Origin of the sequence: Streptomyces sp. AP-93 (genome assembly GCF_022808175.1) — a bacterium.
Classification (GTDB): Bacteria; Actinomycetota; Actinomycetes; order Streptomycetales; family Streptomycetaceae; genus Streptomyces.
On sequence record NZ_JALGBX010000009.1, the window covers coordinates 254,753 to 269,454 of the forward strand.

12 protein-coding genes are annotated in these 14,702 nt (G+C 70.6%); 8 read left to right on the plus strand and 4 right to left on the minus strand.

Annotated elements, in window-relative coordinates:
* Window positions 1-1,191 carry an MAB_1171c family putative transporter gene (locus MTF69_RS17525; RefSeq protein WP_243335499.1) on the plus strand — a complete coding sequence of 397 codons (1,191 nt, stop codon included), beginning with the start codon at window positions 1-3 and terminating at the stop codon, window positions 1,189-1,191.
* Between the two features lie 78 nt (window positions 1,192-1,269).
* On the opposite strand, the gene MTF69_RS17530 is transcribed toward MTF69_RS17525, so the two are convergent.
* Entirely contained in the window at window positions 1,270-1,707 is a 438-nt protein-coding gene (locus MTF69_RS17530; protein WP_374323246.1) for an arsenate reductase ArsC, read from the minus strand.
* 114 nt (window positions 1,708-1,821) lie between these two features.
* Between MTF69_RS17530 and MTF69_RS17535 the strand changes: the two genes are divergently transcribed.
* Both MTF69_RS17535 and MTF69_RS17540 read left to right on the plus strand, forming a co-directional pair.
* The gene (locus MTF69_RS17535; protein ID WP_243335501.1) at window positions 1,822-2,136 is read left to right on the plus strand and encodes a helix-turn-helix transcriptional regulator; all 315 of its coding nucleotides are present in this window, start codon (window positions 1,822-1,824) and stop codon (window positions 2,134-2,136) included.
* Window positions 2,137-2,173: 37 nt separating this feature from the next.
* On the plus strand, window positions 2,174-2,950 hold the full coding sequence (locus tag MTF69_RS17540) for an MIP/aquaporin family protein (protein ID WP_243335502.1): 777 nt from the start codon (window positions 2,174-2,176) through the stop codon (window positions 2,948-2,950).
* 77 nt (window positions 2,951-3,027) lie between these two features.
* Here the strand turns inward: MTF69_RS17540 and MTF69_RS17545 are convergent, their stop codons facing one another.
* Entirely contained in the window at window positions 3,028-3,522 is a 495-nt protein-coding gene (locus MTF69_RS17545; protein ID WP_243335504.1) for a GNAT family N-acetyltransferase, read from the minus strand.
* Window positions 3,519-3,884 (minus strand): helix-turn-helix transcriptional regulator, encoded by a 366-nt coding sequence (locus MTF69_RS17550; RefSeq protein WP_243335506.1) that lies wholly within the window; start codon window positions 3,882-3,884, stop codon window positions 3,519-3,521. Before MTF69_RS17550 ends, MTF69_RS17545 begins: the two co-directional genes overlap by 4 nt.
* A gap of 189 nt (window positions 3,885-4,073) precedes the next feature.
* Between MTF69_RS17550 and MTF69_RS17555 the strand changes: the two genes are divergently transcribed.
* On the plus strand, window positions 4,074-5,432 hold the full coding sequence (locus MTF69_RS17555; RefSeq protein ID WP_243335507.1) for an NAD(P)-binding domain-containing protein: 1,359 nt from the start codon (window positions 4,074-4,076) through the stop codon (window positions 5,430-5,432).
* 44 nt (window positions 5,433-5,476) lie between these two features.
* On the opposite strand, the gene MTF69_RS17560 is transcribed toward MTF69_RS17555, so the two are convergent.
* Window positions 5,477-6,145, minus strand: a complete 669-nt coding sequence (locus MTF69_RS17560) for an EcsC family protein (RefSeq protein WP_243335509.1) — start codon at window positions 6,143-6,145, stop codon at window positions 5,477-5,479.
* Between the two features lie 245 nt (window positions 6,146-6,390).
* On the opposite strand from MTF69_RS17560, the gene MTF69_RS17565 reads away from it, so the two are divergent.
* From MTF69_RS17565 to MTF69_RS17580, 4 genes are read left to right on the plus strand one after another with little or no spacing between them, the layout of a single operon-like run.
* Window positions 6,391-8,541 carry a hypothetical protein gene (locus tag MTF69_RS17565; protein WP_243335510.1) on the plus strand — a complete coding sequence of 717 codons (2,151 nt, stop codon included), beginning with the start codon at window positions 6,391-6,393 and terminating at the stop codon, window positions 8,539-8,541.
* 16 nt (window positions 8,542-8,557) lie between these two features.
* On the plus strand, window positions 8,558-10,189 hold the full coding sequence (locus MTF69_RS17570; RefSeq protein ID WP_243335512.1) for a class I SAM-dependent DNA methyltransferase: 1,632 nt from the start codon (window positions 8,558-8,560) through the stop codon (window positions 10,187-10,189).
* Window positions 10,186-11,373, plus strand: a complete 1,188-nt coding sequence (locus MTF69_RS17575) for a restriction endonuclease subunit S (RefSeq protein ID WP_243335514.1) — start codon at window positions 10,186-10,188, stop codon at window positions 11,371-11,373. Before MTF69_RS17570 ends, MTF69_RS17575 begins: the two co-directional genes overlap by 4 nt.
* Entirely contained in the window at window positions 11,370-14,657 is a 3,288-nt protein-coding gene (locus tag MTF69_RS17580) for a type I restriction endonuclease subunit R (protein ID WP_243335517.1), read from the plus strand. Before MTF69_RS17575 ends, MTF69_RS17580 begins: the two co-directional genes overlap by 4 nt.
* Window positions 14,658-14,702 lie beyond the last annotated feature (45 nt).

Here is a 14,702-nt window from a genome sequence, read left to right on the forward strand (position 1 = left end):
ATGACCGGATCGGATTACTACGTTCCGGCCGGCGCCTTGGCCATCGCTCTGGTGGTGAAGTCTCCTTCCTTCTGGCGCAGTCGGCACTCGCCCATGACCAAATCGATCTTCGTGATGCTCACGGCGTCGGCAGCGGCTTTCGTGTTCGGCGCTCCGCCGACGATCGAGCGGGTCAACCGGTTCACCGGTGTCCCGAACATCTCGGCGCTCATCGTCTACTGCGTTCTGCCGTGCCTGTCGTGCGGCTCGAATGTGCTCCTCATCCACTGGCGCGGGGGTGCCGAAGAGGTCCTCCGGGGGCGCACCAGGATGTGGATCGCAGCAACCGCTGCACTGATCGTGACGTTCTGCGTTCTCTTCTACCTCGGCAGCGTGCCCGTCGAGCGGCCGCGCGACTTCGACACCTTCTACGCGAACACGCCGTTCGTGCGGGAGGTGATCGTGCTCTATCTGGTCGCGCACTTCGCCACGACTCTCGTGGTGGCAACGAGGTGCTGGCGGTGGGCCCGTGAGCTTCGGGATCTCCAGGCGGCATGGACCCACAGGGGCCTGCTCATCCTTGTGGTCGCGTTCGGTTTCGGCTTGTCGTTCGCCCTGCTCAAACTCCTGGCCGTCGGTGCCCGATGGGCCGGTACGGACGGATGGGACTCGCTCAGCACCGATGTCGCGCCTCCCCTCGCAGGACTCGGCGCCGCCCTGACGACGATCGGCTTCCTGGTGCCCGCCGTCGGGCAAGGAGCAGTCTCCCGCTGGCGGGCCCTTCACCGCTTTCGCCGCCTGCAGCCCCTCTGGTCGGAAATCCGCCCCGAAGTACCCCCCGCCAGCCCACCACCGATGCCGTGGTGGAAGCCCATCGAACGCCGGCTCATGCAGCGGGAGACGGACATCTTCGACGCAGTACTGCGACTGACCCCGTGGTTCGACCACGCCACCGGCACGAAGGCCTACGGACTCGCCCTGGCCGAGCACTCCGAGAACCGCCGGGCCCGCAGCGAAGCCGACGCCTCCGTCCTGGCCCGCGCAGTCATCCAGAAGGGCTCAACCCTGCCCCCGGTCACACCGGAACAACGATGGACCGTCACCTCCACCGAAGACTCCGAAGACCTCCTCGACATGGCCACCGCCATGCGGCACTCCCCACGGGTGCAAGCGACACGGCAGGCCACCACACCGGCCGGGCACAGCGAATGACCCTCTCGGCCGGCCCACTCGTACGCGGGTCGGAGACGAATGTCGTCGTCGATCATCTCGGCGCCGACCGTGATGCGGTCAGCTCCCCTGCTCCTGCTGCGTGTTCGTGGCGTCGATCTCTGCGACGAGGCCCTCGATCAGGCCCTTGATCTCGTCCCGGATGGGGCGCACGGCCTCGACGCCCTGGCCCGCGGGGTCCTCCAGCTGCCAGTCCAGATAGGTCTTGCCGGGGAAGTACGGGCAGGCATCGCCGCAGCCCATGGTGATGATGTAGTCGGAGGCCTGCGCGGCCTCGGGGGTGAGGACCTTCGGCTTCTGGTCGGAGATGTCGATGCCCAGCTCGGCCATGGCGGCGACGGCCGAGGGATTGATCTGCTCGCCGGGAACGGATCCCGCGGAACGGACCTCGACCCGGTCTCCCGCGAGGTGGCGCAGGAAGCCGGCAGCCATCTGCGAGCGGCCCGCGTTGTGGATGCACACGAACAGCACGGAGGCGAGCGGCGGGGTGGACAGCATCGGTACTTCCTTCATCAGCAGGGCCAAGGGTCGACCGGGCCGGCCATCGCGCTCAGGCGGCAACGGATCAGCCTGGACTGGTATCAGCCCTGGGTGATGTGACAGTATCAGTCCATGATGACGTCAGTCGACACTGATCTGCTCCGGGTTCTCGCCGATCCGCTCAGGCTCCAGATCGTGACCCTCCTCGCCCGGGAAACGCTCTGCACCACGCACTTGGTCGAGGAGACGGGTGCCAGGCAGACGAATCTCTCCAACCACCTGAAGGTGCTGCGCGAGGCCGGGTTCGTGGAGACGGAGCCGTGCGGAAGGTTCACCTACTACCGCCTGCGCCCGGACGTCATCGAAGCGCTCGCCGGTCAGTTCGCCGCCCTCGCGTCCACCGCGCGCCTCACTGCCGAATCGAACTTCAAGCGGTCCTGTCCGTAGCCCGCTCACCCCCTCACCTGCCCGAGGAGAACCTGCCGTGACCGCCCCCGAGCCCGCCACCGACGCCATAGCCGGTGACGAGCCCCAGCCCGCACCCGGCGCGACCCCGCCCCGCACCCCGCTGATCGCCCGCGCCGCCGCCGAGCTGGTGGGCTCCGCCGCCCTGGTCGCGATCGTCGTCGGCTCCGGCATCCAGGCCACGCAGCTCACCCAGGACGTGGCGCTCCAGCTCCTGGCCAACTCCACCGCCACCGTCTTCGGCCTCGGCGTCCTCATCACCCTCCTCGGCCCGGTGTCCGGCGCCCACTTCAACCCGGCCGTCACCCTGGCCGAGTGGTGGACCGCCCGCCGCGGCGGAGCGGGCGTCACGGCGCGCGAGGCGGCCGTCTACGTCCCCTCGCAGATCGTCGGCGCCGTCGCGGGCGCGATCCTCGCCGACGCGATGTTCGGCGAGCCGCTGGTGAAGTGGTCCACGCACGACCGCTCCGCCGGGAACCTCCTCCTGGGCGAGGTCGTGGCCACGGCGGGCTTGATCCTGCTCGTCTTCGGCCTGGCGCGGACAGACCGCCTGCGCTTCGCGCCCGTAGCGGTGGCCTCGTACATCGGTGCCGCGTACTGGTTCACCTCCTCCACCTCCTTCGCGAACCCGGCGGTGACGATCGGCCGCGCCTTCACCGACACCTTCGCGGGCATCGCCCCCGCCTCGGTCCCGGCATTCGTCGGCGTGCAGCTGCTCGGTGCCGCCATGGGCCTGGCCCTGGTCGCGGTCATCTTCATGCGGGGCGAGACGGACGGCGGGTCGCCCTCCGCATGACGCAGTAGACGGACGTGGTGGTGATCCAGGCGCCGAGGAGTTCGGCGCGCCCGAAGTCTTCAGTCGATCCGAAGTCTTCAGTCGATCCGCGGGCTGCGGCGCTCCAGCAGGACGACGTCGCGCCACACGCCGCGGTGGCGGCCGATGCGCGCGCGGGTGCCGATGACGCGGAAGCCGGCCCGCTGGTGCAGGGCCAGGCTCGCGGTGTTCTCGGGGAAGATCCCGCACTGGATCGTCCAGATGCCCGCCGCCTCGGTCGAGGCGATCAGCGCGTCGAGCAGGGCGCGGGCGACGCCGCGGCCCCGGGCGCCGGGGTGCACGTAGACGGAGTGCTCGACCACGCCCGCGTACGCGCACCGGTCCGAGACCTTGGACGCGGCCACCCAGCCGAGCAGCTTCCCCTCCTGGCCGACCGCGACGAAGCGGTGTCCGGGCAGTTTGGCCGCGTCGAAGGCCTCCCAGGCGGGGGCCTCCGTCTCGAAGGTGGCGTTGCCCTCGTCGATCCCGGCTTCGTAGATCGCCAGGACCTCGTCCGCGTGCGCCCGGGCCAGCGGCTCGATGCGGATGCTCATCCCGAGGCCGCCCGGGTCAGCAGGGCGCCCATCGCGGCGAGGACGGCGGGCTCCACACGGTAGTAGACCCAGGTGCCGCGCCGCTCGGAGGAGAGCAGGCCGGCGTCCTTGAGCTTCTTCAGGTGGTGGGAGACCGTCGGCTGGGAGACGCCCACGTCGGAGATGTCGCACACGCAGGCCTCTCCGCCCTCGTGCGAGGCGACGGCCGAGAACAGCCGCAGGCGCACCGGGTCACCCAGGGCCTTGAACATCACCGCGGTCCGCTCGGCCTCCTCGGCCGTCAGCGGGCGCTCCGACAGGGGCGGGCAGCAGGGCGCAATGGGCTGCGGCTCCAGGAGCGGCATCACCTCGGAAAGGGACATGCGCCCATCATCCCCGGCGATTAGATGGATGTCTATGTTGACGAACGTCGATACAGCGTGCCAGCCTGGAGGTGCGAGGGCATCGATGGATGTCGAATCAGAGAGCGGGCCGCGCGAAGCGGCCCAGTGAAGCAGCCCAGTGAAGTGGCCCAGTGAAGTGGCCCAGTGAAGCAGCCAGGGGAGCCCGTCATGAACGCGTCCACCGAAGCCCTGCCCGTCGTCGTGATCGGCGCCGGACCGATCGGCCTCGCGGCCGCGACCCGGCTCGTCGAGCGGGACATCGAGCCCCTCGTACTGGAGGCTGGCCCCACCGCCGCCTCCGCGGTCCGCGCGTGGGCGCACGTACGCCTCTTCTCCACCTGGGGAGAGGTCGTCGACCCGGCCGCCGAGAAGCTCCTCGCCCCCACCGGCTGGACCAAGCCCGACGCCGGCACCTACCCCTCCGGCGGGGACTGGGCGGAGCTCTACCTCCAGCCCCTGGCCGACGTCCTCGGCGAGCGCGTGCTCTACGGCGCGACCGTCACCGGCGTGTCCCGGACCGGCCGTGACCGGATCGTCGACACCGACCGCGAGGCCCAGCCCTTCGTGATCCACTACACCGCAGGCGACGGCAGCGAGGCCCGCGTCTTCGCCCGCGCCGTGATCGACGCTTCCGGCACCTGGTCCACGCCGAGCCCGGCCGGCGGCAGCGGCCTTCCGGCCCTCGGCGAGCACGCAGCGGCCGACCGCATCACGTACCGCGTCCCGGACCTCAAGGACCCGGCCGTGCGCGCCCGATACGCGGGGAAGCGCACCGCAGTCATCGGCTCCGGAGCCTCCGCCTTCACCGCCCTCGCCCACCTGGCCGACCTCGCGAAGCAGGAGTCCGGCACGCACGCCGCCTGGATCCTGCGCCGCGGCATCTCCGGCTCCACCTTCGGCGGCGGCGCCTCGGACCAGCTCCCCGCGCGCGGCGCCCTCGGCCTCGCCGCCAAGGCAGCCGTCGACGACGGCCACGCCGACGCCGTCACCGGCTTCCGCACCGAAGCCGTCGAGCGGGACTCCGACGGCCGCCTGGTCCTCGTCGGCGAGGTCGGCCGCCGCCTGGACCCGGTCGACGAGGTCATCGTCCTGACCGGCCTCCGCCCCGACCTCACCTTCCTGGACGAGCTCCGCCTCGGCCTGGACGAACGCCTCCAGGCCCCCACGGCCCTCGCCCCCCTGATCGACCCCAACCAGCACTCCTGCGGCACCGTCCGCCCCCACGGCGCCGCCGAGCTCTCCCACCCGGAGAAGGACGTCTACCTCGCCGGCATGAAGTCCTACGGCCGCGCCCCCACCTTCCTGGCCATGACCGGCTACGAGCAGGTCCGCTCCATCGCCGCCGCCCTCGCCGGCGACCAGGAAGCCGCCGAACGCGTCGAGTTGACCCTCCCCGAAACCGGTGTCTGCGGCGGAGCCGGCCTCTTCGAACAGCCCACCGCAGCCGATAAGACCGACGGCGGCTGCTGTTCCGCCCCGGCCACCCTCATCATCGGCGCCCCCGCCACGGCCTCCGGCGGCTGCTGACCGACCGGCGCCGGGCCGCCGGGCCGGCACCCGACGCAGCGCTGCTACTTCACGTCCTTGGCCAGGACGGCGACGGCGACCTTGCCCACCACCGTCGTCAGGACGTAGTTGGTCGAGCTGCTGAAAGCGACGCCCACGCCGGCGGGTATCGCCTTGGCCATGGCCTTCTGGGTGAAGGTGATGGACACCCGCTTGAACAACTGCTTGATCGTGATCAGGGCGGGGCCTCGCAGGTACTGGTAGACGAGCTTCTCGGCGATCTTCAGGACCGCCGCCTTGCCGCCCTTCGCCGCCAGTTGTTCCGCCGAACCCGCCAACGCGAGCACGAAGGCGAGGTGCTTCTTGTCCTCACTGCTCAACTCGGTCTCGTACACCTCGACCAGGCACATGCACATGTCGACCTGGAGCTTGAGCACCACGGCGATATCAGTGAGACCGCCGCCCAGGACTGCGACCGCCGTCCCGACCCCCGGTATCACGCTCGGGGCCGCGGTGACCGCCCCGGCGGCTGCCGAGAGTTTGGAGTACCGGCCGATGAGCTTGGCGGCGATCCTGCGCTTGTCCTCCAGGCTCTCGGGCTCCCGCTTGAACTTCTTCTCGAAAGCCGCCCGGTAACCGCCCACGAGCTGAGTGGCCGCCTCCGGCGTGATAGCGATCGTCTCGACGGCCTTCTGGAGCCGGGACGGTTCGATCTCGTCTGTCGCGTCGTTCATTTGCTTCCTCACCAGATCCGTTGCACCGCAGGCAGAGGACAACGTGGACTGTGCACGCGGAGAAATCAACTCCCCGCTTTGATAAGAGGGGTTACCAGGACATCAACGGGTCTCTTCTTGACCGGCGGTAGGCTTCTGCAGTCCGTCGCCGACGGCTCCCCTGAGCCGTCACGGCGGACGCGATTCCACGGAGCTGCGTGGGCGTCCGCGAAAGCCCAAGCCCAAGCCCACGGGAGGGGAGACCGATGAGCACCCCGACGCCGGTCGGCGGATCCCCCATCCTGCCCGGCCCCCTGTCCTGGCGTATCGGTTACGCCGAGATCGCCGCCCTCGCGCAGGTGAAGCGGCCCGTACCCACCACCTGGAGCCGGCGCCACCGCGACTTCCCCGCACCGGTGACCCGCGAGGGCGGCAGCCCGCTCTTCGACGCCCGGGAGGTCGTGGACTGGCTGGTCCGGACCGGCCGCGGCAACGCCGAGCCCCGCCGCCTGCGGGCCGAGGCCGCCCTGCACACCCTCTCCGCCTGGCGGTCCTCCGGCCTCTCCGCCCCCGTTCTGGTGGGTGCGCTGACGGCCTTGATCTGCCTGCGCCAGCAGTGCGACGCCCCCGTCGGCGAGCACACCTGGGGCGACCTCCTCGATCAGGCCGCCGGCCTCGACGCGGAGGACACCTTCCTCCTCTCCGAGCTACGGGCCGTCCCCGACCCGGACCACCTGGGCCCGGCCCTGGGCGCACTCGCCGACGAACTGACCGAGGCCGCCTACACCCCCGCCGAAGCCTGCGACTGGGTCCTGGAGGCCCGCCGCCGCCTCGGCTCCCACGACCTGGCCGCCGACGAGCCCACCCCCGTGGTGGCCCGCGCCCTCGCGGCCCTGGCCGGCGTCGGCACCCTGGCCGACGAGTCCGTCCTCGCCACCCCGTACGCCCGCAGCGGCGACCTGCTCGCCGCCCTGCACGCGGCGGCGCCCGAGGACTCCGGCCACACCTACCTCGCGGCCGAGCCCGATCCGACGCTCGCCCGTCTCGTCCGGCGCCGGATGCTCGTCCGGGGCGTGTTCGAGTTCTCGCTGGACGTCGCCGAGGGCGAGGAGCTGTCCACGGACGACTGGGGCGACCCGGACGTGCTCGTCTGCGCCCTCCCCTACGAAGCGGGCGAGACCCGCAGCGCACACCGGGCTCTGCAACGGATCCAGGACCTCGCCGACCACCTTGCCGACGGCTCGACGGCCGTCGTCCTCGGCCCGGCCGACGCGCTCGTCCGCCCACTTCCCCGGCACGGCGACGCGGACCGGCTGCGCCGCTCCTTCCTCGGCAAGGGGCTCCTCAAGGCGGCGATCAGCCTGCCCGACGGGGCCTTCGCCTACCGCCCGGGCTACCGCACCGCCGTCTGGATCCTGGCCCGCACTCCCGAGGACGAGCGCGCGGGCCGCGTCCTCCTCGCCGACTACTCCGCCCAGCCGCTCACCGGGACGGTCCTCGACGTGCTCGCCGAGGACATCGCCATCTGGCGGGCATCCGACTGGCGGGGAGACCGCCGGCACGAGCCCCGCCACGCGGCCGTCGTCCCCGCGAAGGAACTCGACGACCGGCCCGGCTCCGGATTCAGCCCTCAGCACCGCTCCCCCGAGGCCCGGTACACCAGCGCCGTCGTGGAACGCCCCGCCCGCATCGCCGATGTGGAGCGGCACCTCGCCGCACTCGACGAGCGCGTGACGCGCCGGGCCGGCACCGACGGCCCTGTGAAGACCGGGGCCGTACTGCGCCCCGAGGACCAACCGGTGCGCCGCACCACCATCCGCCGTCTCCTCAAGGACCGCCGCCTGCGCCGCCGCCCCGGCCACCGCATCGCCCCCGAACACCTCTCGTCCGCCGGCCACTACGCGGTGATCGGGCCGGAGGAGATCCTCGGCAGCGCGCGATTCGGCAGCCGTCGCATCGACCGGGGCCTGGTCCTCACGGCGTACGAACACGTCCAGTTCACCGAGCCGGGCGACCTCGTCGTCACCACGAGCCCGCGCTTCGGCGTCCGCGTCGACACCGAGGGCCTGTCGATCGTCGTCACCCCCGCCCGGATCCTGCGCGTGCACCCCGACGCCGACCCTCCGCTCCGGCCCCGGGTCCTGGCGGCGCTGCTGCGGGCCGCCGCCTCCGGGCACGGCCGGACCAGCGGGGCCGTACGGGCCTCGCGCGGCATCGAGGAACTGAGCGTCCCGGACCTGGGGAGCGAGGAGCTGCAGCGCTACGAGGCCGTGCTCGCCGGGATCGAGCGCCGGGCGGAGCTGCTGCGGCAGCAGGCCGAGGCCCTCGACGACCTGGCCCGCATCACGGCCGGCGGCATGGCCGACGGCACCCTGACCATCCAGAACCTGCCCGGACTTCCCGGAACCGACGACTGAAGGAGTGGCCCACCTCATGCCCCCGCGCAAGAAGAAGCCCACCGAGCAGGAGGAGTTGTTCAGCGCCTCCACCGCCAAGGAGATCCAGGCGATCCTGTGGAAGGCCGCCGACAAGCTGCGCGGCTCCATCGACGCCGCGCAGTACAAGGAGTTCGTCCTCGGCCTGATCTTCCTGAAGTACGTCTCCGACGCCTTCGAGGAGCGCCGCACCGAACTGGCGAGGGAGCTCGCCGAGGACGGCATCTCCGAGGACCAGATCGGCGACTTCCTGGAGGACCGCGACGAGTACACCGGCGCCCACGTCTTCTGGGTCCCGGAGACCGCCCGGTGGTCCTGGATCGCGGCCAACGCCAAGAGCCAGGGCGTGGGCAAGCTCCTCGACGAGGCGATGGACGCGGTCATGCGGGAGAACGCCGCGCTGACCGGCGTCCTCCCCAAGATCTTCAACCGCGACAACGTGGACCAGAAGCGCCTGGCCGAACTCGTCGACCTCATCAGCGACGCGCGTTTCGGCGGCACCGAGGACAAGCCGGCGCAGGACGTGCTCGGCGAGGTGTACGAGTACTTCCTCGGCAACTTCGCGCGGGCCGAGGGCAAGCGGGGCGGCGAGTTCTACACCCCGCAGTCGGTCGTCCGGCTGATCGTGGAAATCCTGGAGCCGTACAGCGGGCGCGTGTACGACCCGGCGTGCGGCTCGGGCGGCATGTTCGTGCAGGCGAGCAAGTTCATTCAGGCGCACCGGGGCCGCGGCCACAAGGCCGACATCGCGGTCTACGGCCAGGAGCTCAACGAGCGCACCTGGCGCCTGGCCAAGATGAACCTCGCGATCCACGGCATCGACGGCAACCTGGCCGCCCGCTGGGGCGACACCTTCGCCGACGACAAGCATCCGGACCTCAGGGCCGACTTCGTCATGGCCAACCCGCCCTTCAACATCAAGGACTGGGCGAGGGACGAGAGCGACGCACGCTGGAAGTACGGCGTCCCGCCGAAGAACAACGCCAACTACGCCTGGCTCCAGCACATGGTCGCGAAGCTGGGCGAGCGCGGCACGGCCGGCATCGTCCTGGCGAACGGCTCGATGAGCTCCCGGTCGAGCGGCGAGGGCGAGATCCGCCAGTCGATGGTGGAGGCGGACCTGGTGGCGTGCATGGTCGCGCTGCCGGCCCAGCTCTTCCGTACGACGCAGATTCCGGCGTGCCTGTGGTTCCTGGCGAAGGACAAGTCGCCGCAGGGGGCGAAGGGCCTGGCGGACCGGCGGGGGCAGATCCTCTTCGTCGACGCCCGCGAGATGGGCGAGATGGTCGACCGTACGGAGCGTGCGTTCACCGACGCGGACCTCGCGAAGATCGCGGACACGTACCACGCGTGGCGGGGGACGGCCTCGGCGCAGGACGAGCGCCTGACGTACGCGGACGAGCCGGGCTTCTGCTTCTCGGCCGGCCTGGAGACCGTGCGCGAACACGGGTACGTGCTGACCCCGGGGCGGTACGTGGGCGCCGTCGAGGTGGAAGAGCACGGCCCGGAGGCAGTGGCGGAGCGGATCGCCGCGCTGACGGAGGAACTGCTCGGGCTGTTCGACGAGTCGGCGGAGCGGGAGAAGGCGGTCCGCAAGGCGCTGGGAGACCTGACGGGAGGCCTCGAATGACCTCGTGGGACGTCACCACCATCGGCCGGGCATCGCTGGTCGTCACCAAGGGCACGACCCCGACCAGCATCGGACGGACATTCACGCAGTCCGGAATCCCCTTCGTCAAGGTCGAGTCGATCCAGACGGACGGCCTCGTCGACCTGCGGAAGACGGCGTTCATCGACGAGGAGACCCACCGGGCCCTGAGCCGCTCGGCGCTCCAGGTCGACGACATCCTGTTCACCATCGCGGGAACCATCGGGCGGGCGGCTCAGGTGACCGCCGACGTCACGCCGGGGAACACGAACCAGGCCGTGGCCATCATCAGGCCCGATCGCCGGGTGGTGGAGCCGCGTTTCGTCCTCTACTGCCTCCGCGACAAGCAGCGCGTACAGAAGGCGCAGTCGAGGGTCGTGCAGTCCGTCCAGGCCAACCTGAGCCTGAGCGAACTGCGCGCGGTAGAGATTCCCCTTCCGTCGCTCCAGGAACAGCGGGCGATCGCCTCGGTCCTGGGAGCCCTGGACGACAAGATCGCCGTCAACGAGCGCATCACGGCCACGGCCGACGAACTGTCCGGCTCCCTCTTCCGCCGCGCCGTGCTGCACTCCCCGGACCAGTCCACCGCGCGCCCCCTGTCGGAGACGTCCGAATTCGTCAACGGCCGCGCATTCACCAAGGATTCCACCGGAACCGGCCGCATGGTGGTGCGGATCGCAGAGATCAACAGCGGTCCGGGGAGCTCCACGGTGTACAACGATATCGATGTGCCGGAGAAGCACCTCGCCAGGCCCGGCGACGTGCTGTTCGCCTGGTCGGGCTCGCTGACCGTGGCACGCTGGTTCCGCCCTGAGGCGATCATCAACCAGCACATCTTCAAGTGCATCCCGAAGAACGGGTATCCGCAGTGGCTGGTCAGCCAACTCGTGCACCGGAAGATCGACGAGTTCCGGGCCATCGCCGCGGACAAGGCAACCACCATGGGCCACATCCAGCGCAAGCACCTGGACGAACCGGTGCACGTTCCGGCGCCCGGGGCTCTGCGCACCCTGAACGCCGAGATCGGCCCCCTCTGGGACCGCGCCCTCGTTGCCGAGCAGGAATCGCTGACCCTCGCCGCCCTCCGCGACACCCTCCTCCCCCAGCTCATGTCCGGCCGCCTCCGCGTCCGTGACGCCGAGAAGACCGTCGAGGACCACGCATGACCGACGCCCCCGACGACACCGATCAGAACCACCGCCCCTACGAGGCCGACTGGGAACTCCTCGCCCTCGAAGAGCTGGCCGGTCTCGCCTGGGAGCCCGCCCCCGGCAACGAGTTCGCGCCCGGATCCGGGCACCGGAAGTCGTGGAAGGACCTCATCCTGTACCCGGACCTCCGCGAGGCGGTGGAGCGGCTCAACCCGGCCCTGCCGCCGGACGCCGTCCGGGACGCGCTCGGCGCAGCGACGACGCCCGGCTCCCAGGACACGTACGAGGAGAACCGGACCGCGCACGGCCACCTGACCGCCGGCATCCGGTCCGTCACGTACACCGACTCCTTCGGGGCCGAGCACAACCCGACCATCCGGCTCGTCAACCTCGACGGCCCGGACGGGAACGTCTGCCGCGTCCTCAACCAGGTCACCGTCATCGACGGTGAGAAGCGCCGCCGCTTCGACGCCGTCCTGTACGTCAACGGGCTGCCGCTCGCCGTCCTGGAGCTCAAGCGCGCCGGCGACGAGGACGCGACCCTCCAGGACGCGCACTCCCAGGTCGCCCGCTACGTCGAGGAGTTCCCGACCGCGTTCCGGTACAACGCGGTCGTCCTCGTCTCGGACGGCATCACCGCCAAGTACGGCACGCCGTTCACGCCGTACGAGCACTTCGCGCCGTGGAACACGGACGAGCTCGGCAAGCGGGTCGAGCCGCTCGAAGCCGAGGGCATAGGGGAATCGGGCCAGAACCTGGCCCTGCACGGCCTGTTCACCCGGGACCGTTTCCTCTCCTTCATCAAGTCCTTCATCAACTTCGTGCCGTCGAAGCGGATGAAGCGGATCGCGAAGCCGCACCAGTACCACGCCGTGACCCGCGCCTCCGAGGCCGTACGGGTGGCCGCGGCGAGGGACGGGAAGGCCGGTGTCGTCTGGCACACGCAGGGCTCGGGCAAGTCCGAGGAGATGGTCCTCACCACCACCATGGTGATGAAGGACCCGGCCCTGCTGAACCCGACCGTCGTCGTCATCACGGACCGCACCGACCTCGACGACCAGCTGTACTCGACGTTCCTGGAGAGCGAGATCCTCCCGGAGTCGCCGAAGCAGGTCCTCACCCGGGCCGAGCTGCGCGAGGAGCTCGCGGCCAAGCGGGTCGGCGGCATCCTCTTCACGACGCTCCAGAAGTTCGGGCGCACCAAGGAGGAGAAGGAGTCCGGCGCGGACCACCCGCTCCTCTCCGACCGCCGGAACATCATCGTCGTCGTCGACGAGGCGCACCGCAGCCACTACGACAACCTCAACGGCTACGCCCGCCACCTTCGCGACGCGCTCCCGCACGCCACGCTCCTCGCCTTCACCGGCACGCCGATCTCCGCGGCCGACCACAACACCCGCGAGGTCTTCGGCGACTACATCGACCGCTACGACCTCAAGCGGGCCGCCGACGACGGAGCGACGGTCAAGGTCTTCCACGAGAGCCGGGTCATCCAGCTCGTCATGGACAGGGACGTCGATCCGACGACCATCGACGAGGAGGCCGACCGGATCACCGACGGCCTCGACGACGTCGAGCGCACCCGCGTCGAGCAGGCCGTCGCCACGATGAACGCGATGTACGGCGCGCCCGCCCGCATCCGGGACCTCGCCGACGACCTCGTACGGCACTGGGAGACGCGCCGTAAGGCGATGCAGCCCTTCGTCGGCGCCTCCGGGGCGGGCGGCGCGCCCGGCAAGGCGTTGATCGTGTGCACCACCCGCGAGATCTGCGTCAGCGTGTACGACGCCCTGCGCGAGCTGCGGGAAGAGTGGCACAGCGACGACTTCGAGAAGGGCGCGATGAAGATCGTGTTCTCGTCGAACACGCGCAAGGACTCCACGCGGCTCCTCGCCCACGCCCTGAGCGACAGCCGCCGCAAGGCCGTCATCAACCGGGCCAAGGACCCGCAGGACGAGCTCCAGCTGCTCATCGTCAACAACATGCTGCTGACCGGCTTCGACGCGCCGCCCGTCCACACCATGTACCTGGACCGGCCCCTCAAGGGAGCCGGCCTGATGCAGGCCCTGGCTCGCGTCAACCGGCGCTTCCGGGGCAAGGAGGACGGGCTCCTCGTCGGGTACGCGCCGCTCACCGAGAACCTCCGGCGGGCGATCGCCGAGTACACGGACGCCGACCGGGAGGACCGTACGCTCGGCCAGGACCTCGGCCGGGCGCTGGACGAGCTGCGCAACGAGTACGGCATCCTGGACGACCTGCTGCGCGGCTTCGCCTGGCGGCCCCGGCTGGACGTGCCCTCCAAGACGGCGTTCATCGATGCCGCGCTCCGGGTCGCGAACCACCTTCTCGACCCGGCCACCGCGGGCAACGACCCGGAGAAGCTCGACGACCCCCGCCAGACGCTCGGCCGACGCTACCGCGAGCACGCCCACCGTCTGGAGCGGTTCTACGCGCTCTGCGGCAGCGCCACCGACATCGGCGAACGCTTCCCGGACCATCCGGCCTGGCGACGGGACATCCAGTTCTTCGTCGAGGTCCGCGCTTACATGGCGAAGATCGACGCGATGAACCGCGAGGCCCGCGGCCTCCCCGTCGCCCGCGACGTCGAGCTGTACCTGGCGCAGCTGACGTCCTCGGTCGTCGAGACCGGCGGGGTGAGCGACCTGCTCGCCGAGGCCGGTCTGGAGACCGCCGACCTGACGCACCTCAACGACGCGCTCGCCCTGAAGCTGCAGAGCAGCGAGACCCCGCACCTGGCGGCGGAGGCCCTGCGGCGGCTCATCGAGCGGAAGATGCGCGAGGTGACCCGGCACAACATCGTCCGGCGGACGACGTTCTCCGAGCGGCTGCAGGACCTCATGGTCCGGTACATGCGCCAGCAGTGCACGAGCGCGGAGCTCATCGCCAAGCTCGTGGAGATGGCCAGGGAGGTCATGGAGGACGCCCGGCGCGGCGAGAAGTTCGAGCCGCCGCTGGACTGGCGCGAGCTCGCCTTCTACGACGCGGTCGCCGACCACGGCACGGCCCGCTCGGTCATGGGCGACGAGGTGCTGGCCGGCATCGCCCGCGAGCTGGTCGCGGAGGTCCGCAGCAAGCTCAAGCCGGACTGGATCGCCCGCGAGCCGGTCCGCGCCCGCCTCCGCAGCGCCATCAAGCGCCTGCTGGCCCGCCGCAACTACCCGCCGGACCAGGCCCCGGAGGCCATCGAACTGGTGCTGAAGCAGATGGAGCACTTCGCCGACGAGTGGTCCACGAACGCCACCCCGGACGGCTCGGCTCCGTTTCCCCCGGCACGGTGAGCCCACCCGGCCCACCCGGCCTAGATGATTGATTCCAAGGGGTAG

Bases quoted from the DNA above. Each gene is read 5' to 3' on its own strand.
- MTF69_RS17525 (WP_243335499.1), top strand. From the start codon at position 1: ATGACCGGATCGGATTACTACGTTCCGGCCGGCGCCTTGGCCATCGCT.
- MTF69_RS17530 (WP_374323246.1), bottom strand. From the start codon at position 1,707: ATGCTGTCCACCCCGCCGCTCGCCTCCGTGCTGTTCGTGTGCATCCAC.
- MTF69_RS17535 (WP_243335501.1), top strand. From the start codon at position 1,822: ATGATGACGTCAGTCGACACTGATCTGCTCCGGGTTCTCGCCGATCCG.
- MTF69_RS17545 (WP_243335504.1), bottom strand. From the start codon at position 3,522: ATGAGCATCCGCATCGAGCCGCTGGCCCGGGCGCACGCGGACGAGGTC.
- MTF69_RS17550 (WP_243335506.1), bottom strand. From the start codon at position 3,884: ATGTCCCTTTCCGAGGTGATGCCGCTCCTGGAGCCGCAGCCCATTGCG.
- MTF69_RS17555 (WP_243335507.1), top strand. From the start codon at position 4,074: ATGAACGCGTCCACCGAAGCCCTGCCCGTCGTCGTGATCGGCGCCGGA.
- MTF69_RS17560 (WP_243335509.1), bottom strand. From the start codon at position 6,145: ATGAACGACGCGACAGACGAGATCGAACCGTCCCGGCTCCAGAAGGCC.
- MTF69_RS17565 (WP_243335510.1), top strand. From the start codon at position 6,391: ATGAGCACCCCGACGCCGGTCGGCGGATCCCCCATCCTGCCCGGCCCC.
- MTF69_RS17570 (WP_243335512.1), top strand. From the start codon at position 8,558: ATGCCCCCGCGCAAGAAGAAGCCCACCGAGCAGGAGGAGTTGTTCAGC.
- MTF69_RS17575 (WP_243335514.1), top strand. From the start codon at position 10,186: ATGACCTCGTGGGACGTCACCACCATCGGCCGGGCATCGCTGGTCGTC.
- MTF69_RS17580 (WP_243335517.1), top strand. From the start codon at position 11,370: ATGACCGACGCCCCCGACGACACCGATCAGAACCACCGCCCCTACGAG.